The organism is Mycoplana sp. 10N416 (assembly GCF_056394765.1).
Genome location: NZ_JBFTIM010000006.1, coordinates 138450 through 157858, shown reverse-complemented (window position 1 = coordinate 157858; position 19409 = coordinate 138450). Strand labels below are relative to the sequence as shown.

Genomic DNA, 19409 nt, shown 5'->3' with positions numbered 1-19409 from the left:
CCTGCGGATTACGTGCTGATCAGGGGCGCGCAGCTCTGTGACGACTGGGACGCGGCCCGCACCCGCGCAGCCGACTGGCAAAATCGGTTTGGCCGATTACTGCCCGGTCGGCACTTCAGCCTTTATAGTCAAAGACAAACGCAGTCGTGGCGTCAGGCCGCCAATGTCGGGTGCGTACGGATCGCTCCGCCGAGGGCAAAGTCAACCGCGGCGGCGGCGTGGATTGCGGTGGAATCGAAGCCGGGCAGGGGAAGGTTGTCGGGATCCAGGATAAGGCAGATCTCGGTGCAGCCCAGAATGACGCTGTCGGCGCCATCGATTTTGGCCTTTTCGATGATCCCGAGCAGCCGATCTCGTGACTCGTCCAGGATCCGGCCGGCGCAAAGCTCCTGAAAGATCACGTCGTGGACAATTGCACGATCGTCGGCTTCCGGCACGATGGCGCAGAGGCCATTTCGAGCCATCTGCTCCGTATAGAAGCCGTGCTCCATCGTGTAGCGGGTTGCAAGCAACAGGGGCCGCTGCTTGCCGGCCGCCTTCAGCGCATTCGCGGTCTCGTCGATGATGTTGATGACCGGGACATTTACGGCGGATTGAACGGTGTCGGCGACGAGATGCATCGTGTTGGTGCAGATCAGCGCGCAACCCGCCCCGGCGTTCTCAAGGCCCTTGGCGACGCTACCGAGGCGTTCACCGGCGAGGTCCCATCGGCCCGCCTTCTGCAAGTCGACGATACCCTGGAAATCGACGGAATGGAGGACGATCTCAGCGGAGTGCAGCGCGCCGCGCCGTTCGCGCACGGCCTCGTTGATCATGCGGTAGTAGACCGCCGTGCTCTCGAAACTCATGCCGCCGATGAGACCGATCGTCTTCATATGTCCTGCCCCTCACTGTCCAAAGGATGATGGAGGCAATATGCAACGGGCGCGGCGGCAATTGTTCGCGAAATGCGGCGCCAATCTAGACCGCTATGCATCATTTTTGTTGCGGGCATGATCATATGCGCGAATTATTCGCGCATACATCGATTCCAGTCGGAGCTGAACGCATGATTCTCGACGAACGTGACACGAAGATTCTGTCGTTGCTGCAGGCGGATGCCGGTGTTCCGGTCGCGGAACTGGCCGAGCGGGTGAACCTGTCGCTGTCGGCTTGCGCGCGGCGCATCCAGAAGCTCGAGGAGAGCGGTCATATCATGGGACGCGTTGCCGTTCTCGACCGCGAGAAGATGGGGGTGCCGACGACGGTCTTTGCGTTGATCAAGACGGCGCACCATAGCGACGAGTGGATCGAGCTCTTTCGCAAGGCCATCAGCGGCATTGCCGAAATCGTCGAGGCGCACCGGCTGACCGGCAACTACGACTACATCCTGAAGATCGTCCTGCCGCGGGTCGAGCACTATGATGTCATCTACAAGGAGATCGTGCGGAAGGTCGAACTGTTCGACGTGTCGGCGTCGATCTCGATGGAGGTGCTCAAAAGCGGAAACGCGGTTCCCGTCGGCTACGCGAGATAGCTGCGCCACCTGTTCTTTTGCATGTCTTTGTCCCGAAACCGGTTCCCACTTTCGGGAGACATGCTTCAGGCCGGAAAACAGGCAACAAAAAAGGCCGGAAAAATCCGGCCTTCCATCTTTCCTGCCGCTGCCAGTACATCCGTGGTCAACGGCGGAAATCACCTCAAGGGTGCTTAGGCTGCTTCCAGCTGGTCAGCAGACATCTTGCCCGACTTGCGGTCGCGGACGAGCTCGTAGCTTACCTTCTGGCCGTCGTTCAGGCCTGCGAGGCCTGCACGCTGAACAGCAGAAATGTGCACGAATACATCCGGCTCGCCGCTATCGGGAGCGATGAAGCCGTAACCCTTGGTGGTGTTGAACCATTTGACAGTACCAGTTGCCATGACGAAACCTTTCCTCGGCAAATCATTATCGGATAACCGGCCAAACCGACCGATGATCCAGCTTGGTCGAATTTGAAGGGGAAGTTCGTCAACAGCGCCGAGAGCGCAAAAGCAAAAGTCGTCGTTCAAATCTCGATCGCCGTCACATAGGGGGTTTTACTGTAAAGGTCAAGATGAGTCCGAAAAGTGCTTTGATCGTCGACACTTTGCATACTTTGGGCGCATCGCGGATCGGTTCCCCTCCCGTCGAAACGGAAAAGGCCACCGCCGCGCCAGCGTGCGCGGGGGGGCCCGGGAGTGTGCGGATCGTTAGTGAAGTGGCGGCGCGGCGCGGCGCTCACTTGTCACGAAGACCGTCTCGTTCAGTCCCTCCTGAAGGCGGCGTTTGCGGATCAGGACACCCATCACGCGCGCAGCGGTGGAGAAACTCATTGCATCCAGCGGGCCTTCGCCGTCCCAGGGTTTGGTCAGTCGCTCGGTCACCATTTCCCTGACGGTCTTGGGGACGATGTCGGTGCAGTCGCGCAAGGCGTCGAAAACCGTATTGATCGGTACCAGCATGCCATCGTGCATTACATATGGCTCGGCCTCGCCAACCTTCCAGTCGACGAAGGCGTCGATGGCATCGCGAAACAGGTGTTGCAGGGTGATGGGAGCGTGTCCTTCGTGAAGGTCCGGCAGGAAATTTAGCATTTTCTGTCTCCTTGGCGTCGGGGTTGGCTGCGTACTCCTGCAGCGGCGCCGCACGATTTCGAACTCGCAATCGCGCGGTGGCCTCACCAATTCTATCGAGATGAAATGTCTTGGGAAGAGAAAAATGATGCGCGAATATATGTTTTTGGGCCGAATTCAGGGAATTTTGTTTCAGTTCAAACGGTTGAGACGATCTGTGCATGTTGTGATTCATGCTCTTCTTTTTGCGATTTTCTGGACGGAATCCTGTGTTCGCGTTTCAGAATCACCTGCGTCCCGGAGGTCGGGTGGCCGCCATCAGGCGATAGCTCCAAGTGTTTGATGGGGTTCCAAGTGGCGGGCGGCGCCTCTGCGAATGGCTGCGAAACCGCGAGCGCGTCCGACTGAGTCGCGAGGGGCGTGATGCCTTCCATTGAATTCACCACATTCATGCCGCTGCGGTGTGCGATTTTCCTCGATTGGCCGGTACGATTTGCCGAACGGCGGGAGCAATATTTTCTGTTGACCGCCGGCGCCAAGATGGCCTAGAACGATGCCGAACCGTACCGTACGGTACGCAAGGATAGGCACATGCAGATCGCCCAAAAGAGCGCGGGGACAGGGGAGCGGGCCGGCTTGACCGACCGCCAGAATGCCGTGCTCGAAAGCGCGCTCAATCTGCTCGTCGAGGGCGGCGAGAAGGCCGTGACCACGGCTGGCGTTGCGCGCGCCGCCAATTGCTCCAAGGAAAGCCTCTACAAATGGTTCGGCGACCGCGACGGATTGCTGTCGGCGATGATTTCCTATCAGGCGGGCAAGGTCCGCACCGTCGAGGTCGATGCCGAGGCGCTGACTGCCGACGGCTTGCGCCGGCACCTGGCGGCCTTCGCGCATGATCTGCTCGACGTTCTGTCCGGCGATGTGTCGCTGGCGTTGAACCGGCTGGCGATCGGCCAGACGGTGGGCAAGACGAACCGTGGCGGAACCGGTCGCGGCGCGCCGACGCTCGGGCGCCTGCTGGAGGAGCGTGGCCGGCGCCAGATCGGGCGTCGGGCGGCGATGCTGCTGGAGGCCGGGCGCACGGCGGGGCTGCTGTCCTTCGATGATGCCGACGCGGCCTACGGCACGCTGTATGGACTGATCGTTACCGACGCGCATCTGCGCATGTTGCTCGGTGAGGACCCGAAGACACTTGAAAAGGAATTCGCCGGGCGGGCGGATCGGGCGGTGACGTCCTTCCTCGCTCTCTACGGCGTGGAAGCAATGGCGGACGCGTAGGGCGTTCGCTCGAGGAAAACGGACAAGCAAGGGAAGGAAACATCAATGCGCGTCTATTATGATCGTGATGCCGATCTCAACCTCATCAAGGCCAAGAACGTCGCCATCGTCGGCTACGGCTCGCAGGGCCGCGCCCACGCGCTGAACCTGAAGGACTCCGGCGCCAAGGGCGTCGTGATCGCGCTCAAGGCCGGCTCGCCGACCATCAAGAAGGCCGAAGCCGACGGCTTCAAGGTCATGACGGTTGCCGAAGCCGCCAAGTGGGCCGACCTTTTGATGATGGCGACCCCGGACGAACTGCAGGCCGACATCTACAAGGCCGACATCGCCGGCAACATCCGCGACGGCGCCGCCATTGCCTTTGCCCACGGCCTCAACGTCCACTTCGGCCTGATCGAGCCGAAGGCTTCGGTCGACGTCGTCATGATCGCGCCGAAGGGCCCGGGCCACACGGTTCGCGGCGAATACCAGAAGGGCGGCGGCGTTCCCTGCCTCGTCGCCGTTCACCAGAACGCTTCGGGCAACGCCCTCGACCTCGCGCTCTCCTACGCCTGCGGCGTCGGCGGCGGCCGTTCGGGTATCATCGAGACCAACTTCAAGGAAGAGTGCGAAACCGATCTGTTCGGCGAGCAGGTCGTTCTCTGCGGCGGTCTGGTCGAACTGATCCGTGCCGGCTTCGAAACGCTGGTCGAGGCCGGCTACGCACCGGAAATGGCCTATTTCGAGTGCCTGCACGAAGTGAAGCTGATCGTCGACCTGATCTATGAAGGCGGCATCGCCAACATGAACTACTCGATCTCCAACACCGCAGAGTGGGGCGAATACGTCTCCGGCCCGCGCATCATCACCGCCGAGACGAAGGCCGAAATGAAGCGCGTCCTGAAGGACATCCAGACCGGCAAGTTCACCTCCGAGTGGATGCAGGAATGGAAGGCTGGCGGCGCACGCTTCAAGGGCATTCGCCGCAACAACGACTCGCACCAGATCGAGGAAGTCGGCGCCAAACTGCGCGGCATGATGCCCTGGATCGGCAAGAACAAGCTGGTCGACAAGGCCGTCAACTAAGCCCTCGATCGGCTGCCACTTCATCGTCGCATCCGTCGATGCGAATGCGAGCGGTGGTGGTTCGGAAACTAGCTCAAAGACGAAGAAGCCGGGACATTGTCCCGGCTTTTTCTTTTCCGCGTGCGGGCTGCCTGCGGATCGTTTTCGGGATGGTGCGTTGAGAATTGCTTCGCCGCGCCATTCATCGCCTGCTTTGGCGGTTCGGTTACGTAAGGCCAGTGGTCAGCGCTACGCTATCCCGCGGTTTTGTCGGGAGAAATGGCCGTTGCAATCATCGCGCGAAGGGAACACACTCTTCTCAGTGTCGTTTCACGATCGGGGAGGATAGTGTGATGGCAACGTTTTTCTCTTATTTCGCCTGGTTCGATGTGATGATCCTGAGTGCGATCGCCGCGCTCGTGCTTGCAAGCCTCTATGGCGGGGAAGGCAAGGCCTGAAGCGGTCGCCATCGGACCCCATTTACCCGGGTCGGTGGTGCGCAATTTTCCTGTTAGCGACCACTCTCTCGCGTTGGCCGGCACGCAGACGGTCTCGAAATGGACGACGGCAATCTCCATCGTCCATCCCAGGACGCGGCATGGCAGGCCAAGCTAGGTCACTTTTCGGCGACGACCAGCTTGCGATACAGATGCCAGGTGGCGTGGCCGAGGATCGGCATCATGACGGCGAGACCGGCGAAGACCGGGATCGTGCCGATGAACAGGCAGATGGCGACGATCAGTCCCCAGAAGGCGACCGGGATGGGGTTGGTCATGGTCGCGCGAAGCGAGGTTTCCAAGGCGGATACCGCACCGACGTCGCGATCGAGCAGCAGCGGAAAGGCCACGACCGTCATCGCGAGAACAATAACCGCAAAACAGAAGCCAATGAGATTGCCGAGGACGATCAGCGTCCATCCCGCGGTGGTGCCGAAGATCTGGGACAGAAAGACCGAATACGAGGTCGGCGGCTCTGGGCCGAAGAGGCTCGCGTAGAGGTACTGCGCAACGAGGATCCAGGTAATGAACAGCGCGAGCAGTAAGGCGCCGACCGCCAGGATGGCCGGCAGGGCGGGGGAATCCCGGACCTCGAGCGCGTGCTGCCAGGAACTGTCGAGACCGGCTTCTCGGCGGCGGCTGACTTCATAGAGGCCCAACGCAAGGACAGGCCCGAGCAGCGCGAACCCGGCCATCAGCGGGAAGATGATCGGCAGGAGATTGGCCCCGGAACTCCAGGTGATGAGGGCCAAGCCGGATATCGGAAATATCAGGCAGAGGAAAACGTAGTGCGACGGCTTTTCTCGAAAGTCGTCAAAACCCAGCCAGAACGCGTCCCAGACCTCGCCGATGCTGATCTTGCGGACCACGGGCTGGGCGGCTCCCTGTTGTGCGCCCGACATCACGTGAAATGTGGCCATACTCAGTCCTCCTTGCCGGTTGAGCCGTCAGGGCCGCCGTGGGCAAACCATGGGCCGCCTCACGGAGGTCTTTTAGATGTCGCTAAACCATAACATCGTTGAACCGGGTTGTCCTGCCCCTTGACTCCAGGGCATTGCGAACGCACATCGCTGCATTATGAAAGCGTCTGAAGCAGATATTCTCATCATACCCGGCTACACGAACTCCGGGCCTGGACACTGGCAAAGCCGGTGGCAGGCGAAGCTTTCGACCGCGCGTCGCGTCGAGCAGGCCGAGTGGTCCAAGCCGGTGCGGGAAGATTGGGTGCGACGCGTCGTCGAAGAAGTCGAGGCGGCGGAGAAGCCGGTGGTGATCGTCGCCCATTCGCTCGGCGTCGCGACGGCGATCCATGCGGTGCCGACGGTGGGCCACAAGATCGTCGGCGCCTTTCTCGTCGCTCCCCCCGACGTTGCCAATCCCGCCATTCGACCAAAACACCTGATGACATTCGGCCCCTATCCGCGCGACCCGCTTCCATTTCCTTCTTTAATGGTGGCAAGCCGCAACGACTCCTTTGGCAGCTTCGAGCACGCGGAAGACATTGCGAATGCCTGGGGATCGCTCTTCGTCGATGCGGGCCAGTCGGGACACATCAACACCGAATCCGGTCATGGCCCCTGGCCGGAAGGCGGCATGGTGTTCGCGCAATTCCTCGGCCGCCTGAAGGTCTGAGTTCGTCCGTCTCTGCATGCAACAAATGCGGGAGACAACAGATTCAACTTCAGTCTCCGGCATTAATCGGAACTTCATCCAATTCTCAGATGCTGCCGTTTGTATTCCGCATGCAGGCGCCGAGCACATGGGTTTATTGGTCGATCAAGAGTTGAATTCGTGCAAGAGCGATCCGCTTGGCATGTTTGCCCGACTGTCGCCATTTGGGCTCGGGAGCGTTGATCCTTCTCTGAAATTTGCCGCCGCCAACCCGGCCTTGCTGGATATGTTCTGCGTCGCCAACGTGGGGGATCTGCCCGCACTTGATCAGATTGCGCATGTCGACGACAGACGTGTTCTTGCAGACGCGGTGGCCGCGGCGAATGCCGGCGATGACTCTACGCGGCAGCCCCTGGAACTTCGTCTGCAGCGCAAGGACGGAACGTCGTTCTGGTGCCTGCTGTCAATCGTGCGTTACGGCGAAGGAGAGGAGGGGCGCCTCGGCGTGCACCTCGTCGACATCGATGAGCGCAAGCGCCGTGAACTCGAACTGGCCGACAGCGAAAGCCGATGGAACCACGCGCTTGAGAGCGCCGGCCAGGGTGTGTGGGACCACGACTTCGCCAAGGGCGAAATGTTCTATTCCCGTCGGTGGAAAGCGATACGCGGATTGGCGCCGGACGAGGCCGTCGACGGATCGCTCGGGGCCTGGATCGAGAGCGTTCACCCGGATGACCGCGAGCGGGTTCTCGTGGAAATCAGCAGACAGGAAAGCGCCGAAGCGATCTTCAACGTCTTTTCCTATCGCGAGCGGCATCGCAACGGCCAGTGGATCTGGATTGAAAGCCGGGGTGCGGTGGTCGAGTACGGACCAGACGGCAGACCGTCGCGGATTGCCGGAACCGATACCGATATCACGGAGCGCAAGACGGCCGAGGAGCGACTTGCGCAACTGTCGCGGCGACTGGAACTGGCGCTGGATATCTCGCGCATCGGTGTGTTCGAGGTCGATCTCGACACCCAAGCCGTCAGCTGGGACGAGCGCGTGCGGGAGATGTACGGCAAGGGGGGCAAACCCGTCGGACCGACAGATTGGCAGGATTCGGTCCATCCGGATGACCGGCAATCGGCAACCGCTGTTGTAGAGCGATCGGTTGCGGATGGTGCGCCATACAGCCATGCCTTCCGGATCGTGCGGAGCGGCGAGATACGCCATATCCGCGCCCGGGGTGCGCCGTTCGTCGACGTCAATGGCGTGCGGCGGCTCATCGGCGCAAATTGGGATGTTACCGAAGACGTTTTGCTGCAGCAGGAGCTTCAACGCGCCAAGGATCTCGCCGAGGCCCGCAGCGCGGCGCTGGAGGAGGCGAGGGCGCGGATCGAGTACACCGCGCTGCATGACCATCTGACCGGCCTGCCGAATCGACGCTATCTCGATTCGGCGCTGGAGGAGCGGGCGCGAACCGCCGCGCAGAATGGAACGCGCCTGTCGGTTCTCCACATCGATCTCGATCGCTTCAAGGAGGTAAACGACACGCTCGGTCATACGGCCGGGGACCGAATGCTGACGCATGCGGCCGGCGTTCTGACCGCGCAGATGGGGCCGGAGGATTTCGTCGCCCGGATCGGCGGGGACGAGTTCGTCTTTCTGGTGTGTGGATCGCCTAAGCGCCATCTCGGGGACCTCGCCGATCGAATAGTGAGGGCCATGTGCAAACCCGTGCCGTTCCAGGGCAATATCTGCCGCGTCGGCGCCAGCATCGGCATTGCCAGCGCTGCCGACCCCTCGATCGATGGCAAGCAACTGCTTGTCGATGCCGACCTTGCCCTCTACCGGGCCAAGAACGGCGGGCGCGGGCGCCATGAGTTCTTCACGCGCGACTTTCAGGCGCAAATCGAGACCAGCAGAAAAAATGCCGACGAGATCATGGCGGCGCTCGAGCAACATCGATTCGTTCCCTATTACCAGCCGCAGTTCTGCGCCCGCACGCTTGATCTGGTCGGCGTCGAGACATTGGCGCGCTGGCATCATCCCGAACGGGGTATCCTGGCGCCTGATACGTTCCTTCCGATTGCCGAGGAGCTCAACGCCGTTGCGGCGATCGACCGGCAGATCCTGGAGCGGGCCGTTCGCGATCTCCAGGCATGGGATGACGCCGGACTTGGGATCCCAAAGCTGTCCGTCAACGTTTCGTCCCGCCGGCTGCATGATCCCGATCTGGGAGTTTCCTTGCGCGCACTTCCGATTGAGCCCGGGCGCCTTTCGTTCGAGCTGTTGGAGTCGATCTTTCTGGATGAGTGCGATCAAACGGTACTCGATAATCTGGCGGAAATCCGCAAGCGCGGCATCGATATCGAGATCGACGATTTCGGTACCGGACACGCATCCATCGTCGGGCTGATACGGCTCTTGCCCCGTCGGTTGAAGATCGATCGCCAACTCGTCAAGCCGATCGTCCATTCGATGGCGCAGCGCCGGCTCGTCGGCACGATCATTGAAATCGGCCGTTCGCTGGATATCGCCGTCACGGCCGAGGGAGCCGAGACGGCCATCCATGTGCAGATGCTGCGCGACATGGGATGCGACACTCTGCAGGGCTATGCGCTGGCCCGACCGATGCCGGCATCGGCCATTCCCGATTTTGTGGGCGCCCAGGGTTGGCGGGAGGGCTTTGCCACGGCACGCGACCTGCACGAACGACTGAAGCGGAAAATCGGCAATTGAAGTCGGGGCCGGGGCTCTTGCCGCTGCGAATTCGCGGTAGTACGGCCCCGGTGGAGAGTACGGTTATAGGTCAGTACCGTTGACTTAAATTGGTCCGTGTGATTCTCTCCCTCATTACGAAATTCCGAGGAAGGCCCCATGTTGCACTGGGAAGATATCTTTGCCACGCGTTCGTCCCGGATGAAGGCGTCGGAAATCCGCGAACTGCTGAAACTCCTGGACCGTCCGGACATTATTTCCTTCGCCGGCGGCATTCCCGACCCGGCGCTGTTTCCGGACCAGGACTTCAAGGCAGCATACGCCGACATCTTCTCCGGTAGCGCCGTGAACGCCGCGCTGCAGTACTCGGTCAGCGAGGGCTACAAGCCGCTGCGCGAGTGGATCGCAGGCGAGATGAAGAAGCTCGACGTCGCCTGTTCCGCCGACAACGTCTTCATCGTCTCCGGCTCGCAGCAGGGGCTGGACTACCTCGGCAAGCTGTTTCTTTCTCCCGGCGACACCGCCCTCGTCACATGGCCGACCTATCTCGGCGCGCTCCAGGCCTTCAACGCCTATGAGCCGAACTACGACCAACTGACGCTGAACGGCAATCGCACACCGGAGGGCTACCGCCAGACGGCGAAGGAGGCCGGCGGCAAAGTCAAATTTGCCTATCTTTCGGCCGATTTCTCCAACCCGACCGGCGAGACTGTCGACCGGGCCGGCCGCGAGAAACTGATCGATCTCGCCGAGGAACTGGATGTCGCCATCATCGAGGACGCCGCCTACCAGTCGCTGCGCTATGATGGCGAGGCGATCCCGCCTATTCTGGCGCTGGAACTGGCGCGCAAGGGCGGAGACATCAATTCCACCCGCACCATCTATTGCGGCAGTTTCTCCAAGACCCTCGCGCCGGGCCTGCGCGTCGGCTATGTGGTTGCCAATTCGGACGTCATCCGCAAGCTCGTGCTGATGAAGCAGGCGGCTGACCTGCACTCCTCGACGATCAACCAGATGGCGATCGCCCACGTCGCCGAGCGCGGGTTCGACGCACAGGTCAAGAAGATCAAGGCGGCGTACAGCCAGCGGCGTGATGCGATGCTGGCGGCACTTGCCAAATACATGCCCGAAGGCGTCAACTGGACGCGGCCGGAGGGCGGCATGTTCATCTGGGTGACGCTGCCCAAAGGCATGGACGGCGCCAGCCTGCTCGCCAAGGCAATAGAGAAGAAGAAGGTCGCTTTCGTTCCGGGCAAGGCGTTCCACGCCGACGGAAGCGGCGCCAACACCTTCCGCATCTCCTTCTCCTGTGCCGACGAAAAGACGATTGACGAGGGCATTTCCCGTCTGGGGGCTTTGATCGGCGAAGAGCTCGCCTAAGCAGCGAGTCGTGCCAGAGGTGTTTATATCGATCGGGAGCTCCGCGGGCGTGGTCTAGCCCTCGGGGCGCCGCACGCGATGGCCCTCGACGCTGCTGCGGCGAAGCGCAGGGACATGCGGTTCTACATCCTTCCGGCAGATTTCTGGAGGCTTCCCATTCGGCCGGCGGCGTATACACTCCGCTTCACTGCAACGGTTGTATCCTCATGTCTCTTCGACTGGCCACCTTCAATATTGAAAATCTCATGTCCCGATTCGAGTCCGTCGGTTTTCGCAACCAGACGCGTCAGGATCGGGTGCTGCGCCTCTTCAAAATTCGCAGTGAGGCGGAGTATCAACGCCTGGAGGAGGCGCGCACGATCGCGCTGACCGACGACGCCCGCCAGCACTCCGCGCTTGCGATCGCCGATGCCGACGCCGATATCCTCTGCCTGCAGGAGGTCGACAACATGGAGGCCTTGCAGGCCTTCGAGTACGGCTATCTCTTCAAGATGGTCGGCAACGGCTATCGGCAACGCTACCTGATCGAGGGGAACGACAAGCGCGGCATCGACGTGGCGGTGCTGATGCGTGAGCAAACCCTCGACGGCCAGAAGATCGAATGCGTGGACGTGCGCAGCCATGCCGCGGTCACCTATCGTGACCTCGATCTCTATGGCCCCGAGCTTGCACCGCTCATGCCGGACGATCGCGTCTTCAAGCGCGACTGCCTGGAACTCGACCTGAGGATCGGCGGACGGCCGCTGACCCTCTATGTCGTGCATTTCAAGTCGATGGGGCCGGGGAACGGGGGCCTCGACGGACGGTCGGCCACGATGCCGGTGCGCACGGCCGAGGCGAAAGCGGTGCGGCGCATCATCGAGGACCGCTTCGGTGCCGGCAACACGGCCAACAAGCACTTCGCCATTTGTGGCGATATGAACGACTACCAGGAAAAACTCGCCGTCGAGGGCGACCGCCGCAACGGCTACACGTTCAGGCGGGTCGAGGAGGCGCGGAGCGGCATCGATGCCTTCACCTGGGACGGCTTCGTCGAAAACCCGGTGCTGCGCCGGGCGGAAGACGATCGCTGGACGCTCTTCCACAACATGGGGCCGGCTGACCGGCATCTTTGCCAGCTCGACTACATCCTGCTCTCGCCGGCGCTGTCGCGCCGCAACCATACAAGGGTTCCGGAGATCATCCGCGCCGGACAGCCATTTCGGACACCCTTTCCGCCAGGGCAGGCGGTCGAGCGCTATCCACGCATCGGCTGGGACCGGCCGAAAGCGTCCGACCATTGCCCGGTCGTCATGACCCTCGACATATGACGCGTGAGCCCCCTTCGAAACGTCCGGGAGCGTTCGCGGAACGGGGAGGCCTTCACTATCTTGCAGGTGTGCATCCAGGACGTGAGAAAGTCGCGTCCCTTTCGGCTGAAGCGGGTGTCCCCAATCGAAGCGAACTCGCGGGCAGCCGCTGGTCGCGGCTGGTCCTTCGAGCATGGGCGGTGGGTGATTTACCCTTGCCGCGAGCGGAAAGCTCGTGCAGTTTGCCGGGCGATACGATCGTCCAAGGAGCAATTGGTGTCGCGCCGATACGCCATCTATGACGTCTTCACCGACCGTCGGCTTGCAGGCAACCCGCTTGCCGTCGTGTTCGATGCCGATGGGCTGGACGATGTTCAATTGCAGGCGATTGCAAGCGAATTCAACCTGTCCGAAACGGTTTTCGTGCAGCGGGCGAACAATCCGGCCCATACCGCGAAGGTGCGTATCTTTACGGCCGGCTACGAACTGCCTTTCGCCGGTCATCCAACGGTCGGTGCGGCCATCGCGATCGCGGAGATGCTGAACGGCGGTGACGCCAGACCGCTCGATCTGGTCAGTGTTTTGGAGGAGAAGATCGGCCCGGTACGCTGTGCAGTGACGATCCCGGCGACGGGAGCCTCCTTCGCCGAGTTCGACCTGCCGCGCAAGTCCGTGCACCTGGACGCCGTCCTGGAGCGCCAGAGCATCGCCGAAGCGTTCGGCCTGAAGCCGACGCAGATCGGTTTCGAGAACCACGTGCCCTCTCTGTGGAGTGCCGGCGTCGCGTTCGTGATGGTACCGGTCCACGATCTTCTCGCCGCGTCGGACGCGGAGTTTGACCCGGCGATTTGGCAGCGCTGCGTTCCGTTCGCGGAGGGGCGGCTCGCGGCGGCCTATCTCTATTGCCGCGGCGGGGTCAATCATCTCGCCCGTTTCCATGCGCGGATGTTTGCCCCTGAGATGGGAATAAAGGAAGATCCCGCGACCGGGGCGGCGGTGGCCGCGCTGTCCGGCGCCATCCAGTTCTTCGACCAGATGGTCGACGGACATCATCCGATCCTTGTCGAGCAGGGGGTCGAGATGGGCCGCCCCTCGCTCATCCACCTGCATCTCGACATTGCCGCGGGGCAGATCGCCGGAGCGCGGATCGGCGGACAGGCCATTCGCATCGCCTCCGGTGTCCTGGAACTGTAGCGGCCGGGGGACGGGCTGCCGTGGCTGCGTTGTTTCAACTCCCGCCAGGCAGGTTTCCGCATCAATTCAATCTCTTGTCCGGTCGCCCGACCACGTCATGTCCTGGCATCTGCATCGAAAAACATGCCGCCGGCGGGCCGCATCAAAAAAATGTTGCTGTGCCGAAGAAAAATTCGGAGAGTGGCTAGACAAGCCCGGTGAACCCCATTATACGCCGCACCAGACCGCAGCGACGCGGTTCTGGACGGGTGATTAGCTCAGTTGGTAGAGCAGCTGACTCTTAATCAGCGGGTCCACGGTTCGAGCCCGTGATCACCCACCAAACACTTTCAATTTCAATTCACGATTTCCCAATCTTCTTTTTGGGACCCGTGAGGCTTTCCGGAAGTCGCACGAGACGCGGCTTCTTTCGACCTGGTAACGGTCCTTCTCGACAGCCTTTAGCATCCGGCCCTGCGCATCGAGCAACGGCTGCATTGATACCCCGATGGGCGTCAGCCGGTTACGCGTGTCATCACGCTCGATCGACCTGGAGCCCTGAGAGGCGCAGCTCGAGGCGGCGGCCGCTCTCGCGCGTTATGTCGGCCGCCCGCGGGCGAATCGCGCACTTGACAACCACGGCATAAGACATGGTTACGCGCACTTGCTGGATGGATTGACCGCGCGGCGGGCTCGTCCTGCCGGGCTTGCGCCTATGATGGCTTGATTTAGCGGCCGATTTGGACTGGGATAGGGGCCTACAAGAAGAAGACCGGACATTTTCAGGTTCCGGCAGCCGCAGTCTGTTGGGGGGGGCGCGGCAAAACCGTTCACAGCCTTTGGGAGGGGCTGCTGTGATGACGGACGTTCTCATTGTCGAAGATGAACAGGCGATTCTGGAATCGCTTGAATTCATCCTGACCCGTTGTGGCTGGTCCGTCGGTGTCGCGCGCGACGGCGAGGCCGCGTTGCAGGCGGTCTTGCATTTCCGGCCGCGCCTCGTGTTGCTGGACATCATGCTGCCCAAGCGCGGCGGTCTCGACGTCTTGAAGATACTGCGCTCCAACGCGGCGCTGGCGTCGACCGCCGTTCTCATCCTCACCGCGCGCGGTCAGCAATATGACCGGCAGGCGGCGATGGATCTGAAAGCGGACGGTTTCATCACCAAGCCTTATGCAAATGGTGACGTGGTGGACGCCGTCCGCCGCATTCTCGACAGCCGGCCACGCCCCGCCTCGGTCGCCCATGCCTAGTCCACCGGGCACTTCGAAGGAGGAGCACGCGGAGCGTGAGGACGTCGCGTTTCTGGTGCCCTTTTTCGGCGTCGTCCTGCTGCTGCCGCCGCTTCTGAACCTGTTCGGGGATTTACGCACCGCATTCGGCGTGCCGGTCGAAGTGCTGTACCTGTTCGGAGTCTGGCTCCTTGTCATCGCAGCGGCGGTGCTGCTCTCGCGCCGCCATCAGTTTCGCGAAGCGACGCCCGCAGCAGAAGCGGACCAGGCCTCCCCACCGCCCCTAGAGCCACCGGGCCGCCAAGCATGATGCTGTCGCCCGATTTCGTCATCCTGACGGCGGTCGGCTATGTGGGGCTGTTGTTCCTGCTCGCCTATCTGTCCGATGCGCGGGCCAAGGCGGGCAATGCCGGCTTCCTGCGCTCGCCCGTCGTCTACACGCTGTCGATCTCGGTCTACTGCACGAGCTGGACGTTCTACGGTGCCGTGGGCACCGCGGCCCGCAGCGGGCTGGAGTTCATGGCAATCTACATGGGCCCGACACTGGTCTTCGTCGGCTGGTGGTTCCTGCTGCGCAAGCTCATCCGCATCGCCCACAGCCAGCACATCACGTCGATCGCCGACTTCCTGTCGTCACGCTTCGGCAAATCGAGCCGGCTGGCGGTCCTGGTCACGCTGATCGCGGTGGTCAGCATCACCCCCTATATCGCGCTGCAGCTCAAGGCGATCACCACCTCCATCCAGACCGTGTCGGTCGCCAAGGGAGGTGGAACCGATCACCTGGCAACGCTCGACGAGGTCACGCTGGCGCTCGGCGTCGCCATCGGCATGGCGGTGTTCACCATCCTGTTCGGCACCCGCAACGTCAACGCGCGCGAGCACCATCCCGGCGTCGTGGCGGCCATTGCCTTCGAGGCCGTGGTGAAGCTGCTAGCACTGGTCGCGGTCGGGATCTTCGTGGTCTTTGGCGTCAGCGGCGGCATCTCCGACATCTATGTGCGCGCCGTGGAGGCCGGCGTGCGCATCCATGAAAACGAGCCGTTTGGCAGCCGCTGGGTCGCCGTGCTGTTCCTGTCCGCCTGCGCGGTCATCTGCCTGCCGCGCCAGTTCCAGATCACCGTGGTCGAAAATTCCAACGAGGACCATCTGCGTACCGCAAGCTGGGCCTTTCCCTGCTATATGCTCGCCATGAGCGTATTCATCCTGCCGATCGCTCTCTATGGTCAGTCGACCATGCCGGCGGGATCGAACCCGGACATGTTCGTGCTGACCCTGCCGATGAAGACCGGGCATGACGCGCTGGCGCTTTTCGCCTTCATCGGCGGCTTTTCCAGCGCCACCTCGATGATTATCGTCGCCTCCATCGCGCTGTCGATCATGGTGTCGAACCATATCGTCGTGCCGCTGGCGCTGCGGGCGGCCTCACTGGGAGAGGAGGCCGGGGATCGCGGCATCGCCAGGCTGCTGCTGCGCAGCCGCCGCATCTCGATTGCCTTGATGCTGCTGCTCGGCTTTCTCTACTTCTGGCTGACGCAAGGTTCGGATGCGCTGGCGCCGATCGGACTGATCTCGTTTGGCGGCGTCGCCCAGTTCCTGCCCGCCATGCTGGCAGCGCTCTACTGGCGCACGGCCACGATGAAGGGGGCGCTGGCGGGGATCTCCTGTGGCTTTGTCGTCTGGGCCTGGACACTGTTCCTGCCGTCCTTCGCTACGTTCAGCCCGATCGTCGCCGACGTCGTGGCCAACGGAACCTGGGGTATCAGGGCCTTGCGGCCAGAGGCCCTGTTCGGCATGGAAGGCATGGATCCGCTGGTTCACTCCGTGTTCTGGAGCATGCTGGCGAATGTCTCGATGCTGCTGTGTGTCTCGGCGCTGACCAGGCAGAACGCCCTGGAGCGTATCCAGGCAGCGCTCTTCGTCGATGTGTTCCGGCGCTCCGCTTCTTTCCAGCCGCGCATCCTGCGAGGCTCGGCCACCACCAGCGAACTGTTCTTCGTGGCCGAGCGGGTCCTGGGCTGGAGCCGGGCGCGGGCACTGTTCGATTCGGCCGGCGTGCCGCACCGGCAGACGGCGCCGCAGCAAGGGGTTCCGGCCGATTTCATTGCCCGGCTGGAGCGCGAGCTGGCCGGCTCGATCGGCTCGGCATCAGCGCATATCCTGCTCACCAAGGCCATTGCCGGCGATGCGATCTCGCTGGAGGAGATGATGCAGATCGCAGACGAAACGCAGCAGGCGATCGAGTATTCCCATGCGCTGGAGTTGAAGTCGCAGGAACTGCATTTCACCGCCCAGCAGCTGAAGGAGGCGAACGCACTGCTGAAGGAACTGCATCAGCAGAAGGACGAATTCCTGTCGCAGGTCAGCCATGAAGTGCGCACGCCGATGACCTCGATCCGTTCCTTCGCCGAGATCCTGATGGTGCCCGAAGACCTCACACCCGAACAGCGGGTCCGCTTCGTCAGCACCATCCACAACGAAAGCGTGCGGCTGACCAAACTGCTCGATGAAATCCTCGACCTCAGCGCGCTCGAGCAAGGGGAGCGCGACTGGGAGAATGTGCCGGTTGATGCGGAGCAGGTTCTCGAGCAGGCCATTGCTGTCTGCGAGGCGCTGGCGCGCAAGCGCTTCGTTTCGATCGAAAACGGCGTGCGGGCCGGAAGCTGCATTGTGCTGGCCGATACCGGCAGGCTCAGCCAAGTATTCATCAACATCATCGCCAATGCGATCTCGCACAATGATGCGAAGAACCCCGTGGTCCACGTTTCCTCAGGCCGATCCGAGGAGGGCTACATTGTCGCTATTTCCGACAACGGCCCCGGCATTCCGGCGGTTTATCACAACAAGATCTTCGACAAGTTCGTGCGCGCCGAGCCGGACGGCATGCACGATTCCCAAGGTCTTGGCCTTGGTCTCAACATCAGCCACAAGATCGTCGGCAAGCTGAACGGGCGGCTTGAGTTAACCAGGGGCGTGCTGCCGGGCGCATGCTTCCGAATCGTCCTGCCGATCTGGCAGCCGGCGGACACCGCCGCGGTCCCGGAGCAGGCTTAGAGCGGTATCTCCTGCCGGTGGGCACAGCTCAGGCGCGGGCAGGGGGCGCAGGACGGCCCGACCTCGACCGGCGCGGCACTGAGGTCGAGGCCATCGCCATAGACGGTGCGGTCCGCATGGACGACATCGCAGGCCAGCATGATGGAGAAGGTCAGCGGCTTTTGCCCGAACCGGGCGGCCTGTTTGGATACCGTCTTCGCGACCAGCAGGAAGCGGCCGCCGCCGGGAAAGACAGAGACCTGCCGCACCACGCCCCCGGTCGAGAACGCATCATAGATCGGCCAGAGCGGGCAGCCATGTCCGAAGCCCGGTATGGTCAGGCCGGGCAGGGGAAAGCGTTTGGTGAGGCGGCCCGAGCGATCGGCGCGCAGGAAGCCGAAAGGCAGGCCTTCGCGCCCTCTGGCACGCAGCGTCACCAGCCGATGCGCGGCCTGCTCGAAGCTGACACCGGCGATGCCGCTCAGCAGCTCGACATCATAACGGTTGTCCTCCGCCATGCGCAGGAAGTCGTCGTAGGGCATCATGATGGACCCGGCGACGTAGGAGGAAAGCGCGCGCAGCGCTAACCCTCTGGCTTCCTCGGTCGACAGTTCGAGCTGCTCCGTGGTTTGCGCAAGGCTGGAGGCAGAGGCTTTCGAGGCGTAGGCGCGCAGCATGCGGAAAATCCGGGCCGGGCGGGGTATCGTCTCTGAAAACACGAGCTCGGGCGCGTCTGCCGATGCCGCAGCGGCGTTGCCGATACGGCACGAGATGCCGAACCGTCGCTCCAGTGCCGCAGCGAGCTGCCTTTCATCGATCGGACCGCTCCCGGCGAGTTCTCGACGTAAGGCCTCGGCGATCGTCTCCAACTCCGGAAAATGGTTGTTATGGGTGATGAGCGCCTCGTCTACTTCCATCACCGGCGAAACCGGCCGTTGGCGGGCGGAGGTCTGGTCGAAGTAGGCGAGCAGGCTCTGTGTGGTCGGAACCAGCTCGCGCGCCTCGGTGTTGATGGTAGTGATGAAGCGCCTGCGTTCATCCTCCGTAATGTCCGGGATATCGGCCAGGATCTCCGCGCCGGATTTGATACCTGCGATGCGGTTCAGGATCTCGTGCAGGATTTCAGACAGCAGCGGATCCGACTTCAATCGCTGGCGGAGCACTTCGATTTCCATCGTGGCGTCCGCATAAGCCCGGTGTAGGCGCGCCAGCGCGGTTCCGGCTTCCGGAAATCGCGCCACGAGATCGCGGATCGACTGAGGCTCGATCTCGATCCCGCGCATCAGCGGCTCCGCCATCAAGTCACCGAGTGCAGCGATGGTGCGGGCCTCGCTCTCGCCCGACAGGTGCTCGAGGTCGATACCGAGCCGCTCGCCGATGCGCAGCAGGAGCTTGCCGCCGATGCTGCGCTTGTTGCTTTCGATGAGATTGAGATAGCTGGCGGAAATCCCCAGCGTCCGCGCCAGCGCCACCTGCGACAGGCCTGCGGCGACACGCTTGCGCCTTATGCGCGCCCCGATCGGCGTCCTGAACTTGACCATTGTAAATTCTTTACAAATGTGAATTTACCAAATTCCATTTTGTAACAAAAAATCTATGT

General features: G+C 62.1%; 17 protein-coding genes and 1 tRNA gene. 12 read left to right on the top strand and 6 right to left on the bottom strand.

The annotated features are described in order from the left end of the window. Positions 1 to 152: 152 nt before the first annotated feature. On the bottom strand, positions 153 to 875 hold the full coding sequence (locus AC1DDS_RS14105; protein WP_477479471.1) for an aspartate/glutamate racemase family protein: 723 nt from the start codon (positions 873 to 875) through the stop codon (positions 153 to 155). 176 nt (positions 876 to 1051) lie between these two features. On the opposite strand from AC1DDS_RS14105, the gene AC1DDS_RS14100 reads away from it, so the two are divergent. Beyond that, positions 1052 to 1516: an Lrp/AsnC family transcriptional regulator gene (locus AC1DDS_RS14100; protein WP_310416786.1), complete on the top strand. Its 465-nt coding sequence runs from the start codon at positions 1052 to 1054 to the stop codon at positions 1514 to 1516. Between the two features lie 173 nt (positions 1517 to 1689). Here AC1DDS_RS14100 and AC1DDS_RS14095 read toward each other — a convergent pair whose 3' ends face one another. The 3 genes from AC1DDS_RS14095 to AC1DDS_RS14085 form a co-directional block, all read right to left on the bottom strand. Then, entirely contained in the window at positions 1690 to 1899 is a 210-nt protein-coding gene (locus tag AC1DDS_RS14095; protein ID WP_192245584.1) for a cold-shock protein, read from the bottom strand. A gap of 309 nt (positions 1900 to 2208) precedes the next feature. After that, positions 2209 to 2592 carry a BRA0787 family protein gene (locus tag AC1DDS_RS14090; RefSeq protein ID WP_477479470.1) on the bottom strand — a complete coding sequence of 128 codons (384 nt, stop codon included), beginning with the start codon at positions 2590 to 2592 and terminating at the stop codon, positions 2209 to 2211. A 176-nt stretch (positions 2593 to 2768) separates the two neighbouring features. Next, complete coding sequence (locus AC1DDS_RS14085) at positions 2769 to 3005, bottom strand: hypothetical protein (protein WP_477479469.1); 237 nt, start codon at positions 3003 to 3005, stop codon at positions 2769 to 2771. 157 nt (positions 3006 to 3162) lie between these two features. On the opposite strand from AC1DDS_RS14085, the gene AC1DDS_RS14080 reads away from it, so the two are divergent. Both AC1DDS_RS14080 and ilvC read left to right on the top strand, forming a co-directional pair. Continuing rightward, the gene (locus AC1DDS_RS14080) at positions 3163 to 3849 is read left to right on the top strand and encodes a TetR/AcrR family transcriptional regulator C-terminal domain-containing protein (protein WP_477479468.1); all 687 of its coding nucleotides are present in this window, start codon (positions 3163 to 3165) and stop codon (positions 3847 to 3849) included. A gap of 45 nt (positions 3850 to 3894) precedes the next feature. After that, positions 3895 to 4914: a ketol-acid reductoisomerase gene (gene ilvC, locus AC1DDS_RS14075; protein WP_477479467.1), complete on the top strand. Its 1020-nt coding sequence runs from the start codon at positions 3895 to 3897 to the stop codon at positions 4912 to 4914. A gap of 595 nt (positions 4915 to 5509) precedes the next feature. On the opposite strand, the gene AC1DDS_RS14070 is transcribed toward ilvC, so the two are convergent. After that, positions 5510 to 6310 (bottom strand): DUF2189 domain-containing protein, encoded by an 801-nt coding sequence (locus tag AC1DDS_RS14070; RefSeq protein ID WP_477479466.1) that lies wholly within the window; start codon positions 6308 to 6310, stop codon positions 5510 to 5512. A 157-nt stretch (positions 6311 to 6467) separates the two neighbouring features. Between AC1DDS_RS14070 and AC1DDS_RS14065 the strand changes: the two genes are divergently transcribed. The 9 genes from AC1DDS_RS14065 to AC1DDS_RS14025 all read left to right on the top strand — a co-directional run bounded on the left by AC1DDS_RS14065 (position 6468) and on the right by AC1DDS_RS14025 (position 17830). After that, positions 6468 to 7022, top strand: a complete 555-nt coding sequence (locus AC1DDS_RS14065) for an RBBP9/YdeN family alpha/beta hydrolase (RefSeq protein ID WP_477479465.1) — start codon at positions 6468 to 6470, stop codon at positions 7020 to 7022. A 127-nt stretch (positions 7023 to 7149) separates the two neighbouring features. Next, the gene (locus AC1DDS_RS14060) at positions 7150 to 9726 is read left to right on the top strand and encodes a putative bifunctional diguanylate cyclase/phosphodiesterase (protein WP_477479464.1); all 2577 of its coding nucleotides are present in this window, start codon (positions 7150 to 7152) and stop codon (positions 9724 to 9726) included. A gap of 138 nt (positions 9727 to 9864) precedes the next feature. Continuing rightward, positions 9865 to 11085, top strand: a complete 1221-nt coding sequence (locus tag AC1DDS_RS14055; protein ID WP_477479463.1) for an aminotransferase-like domain-containing protein — start codon at positions 9865 to 9867, stop codon at positions 11083 to 11085. 206 nt (positions 11086 to 11291) lie between these two features. Continuing rightward, positions 11292 to 12395 (top strand): endonuclease/exonuclease/phosphatase family protein, encoded by a 1104-nt coding sequence (locus tag AC1DDS_RS14050; protein WP_477479462.1) that lies wholly within the window; start codon positions 11292 to 11294, stop codon positions 12393 to 12395. 255 nt (positions 12396 to 12650) lie between these two features. After that, entirely contained in the window at positions 12651 to 13568 is a 918-nt protein-coding gene (locus tag AC1DDS_RS14045) for a PhzF family phenazine biosynthesis protein (protein ID WP_477479461.1), read from the top strand. Between the two features lie 246 nt (positions 13569 to 13814). After that, positions 13815 to 13890 (top strand) — tRNA-Lys (locus AC1DDS_RS14040). A gap of 514 nt (positions 13891 to 14404) precedes the next feature. After that, entirely contained in the window at positions 14405 to 14800 is a 396-nt protein-coding gene (locus AC1DDS_RS14035) for a response regulator transcription factor (RefSeq protein WP_310416063.1), read from the top strand. Between the two features lie 55 nt (positions 14801 to 14855). After that, positions 14856 to 15089: a hypothetical protein gene (locus AC1DDS_RS14030; RefSeq protein WP_477479460.1), complete on the top strand. Its 234-nt coding sequence runs from the start codon at positions 14856 to 14858 to the stop codon at positions 15087 to 15089. Next, a complete protein-coding gene (locus AC1DDS_RS14025) occupies positions 15086 to 17830 on the top strand; it encodes an ATP-binding protein (protein WP_477479459.1) in 2745 nt (914 codons plus the stop codon). The genes AC1DDS_RS14030 and AC1DDS_RS14025 overlap by 4 nt, the downstream gene beginning before the upstream one ends. Here AC1DDS_RS14025 and AC1DDS_RS14020 read toward each other — a convergent pair. Continuing rightward, the gene (locus AC1DDS_RS14020; protein ID WP_477479458.1) at positions 17827 to 19350 is read right to left on the bottom strand and encodes a helix-turn-helix domain-containing protein; all 1524 of its coding nucleotides are present in this window, start codon (positions 19348 to 19350) and stop codon (positions 17827 to 17829) included. The two genes, AC1DDS_RS14025 and AC1DDS_RS14020, sit on opposite strands and share 4 nt — an antisense overlap. Positions 19351 to 19409 lie beyond the last annotated feature (59 nt).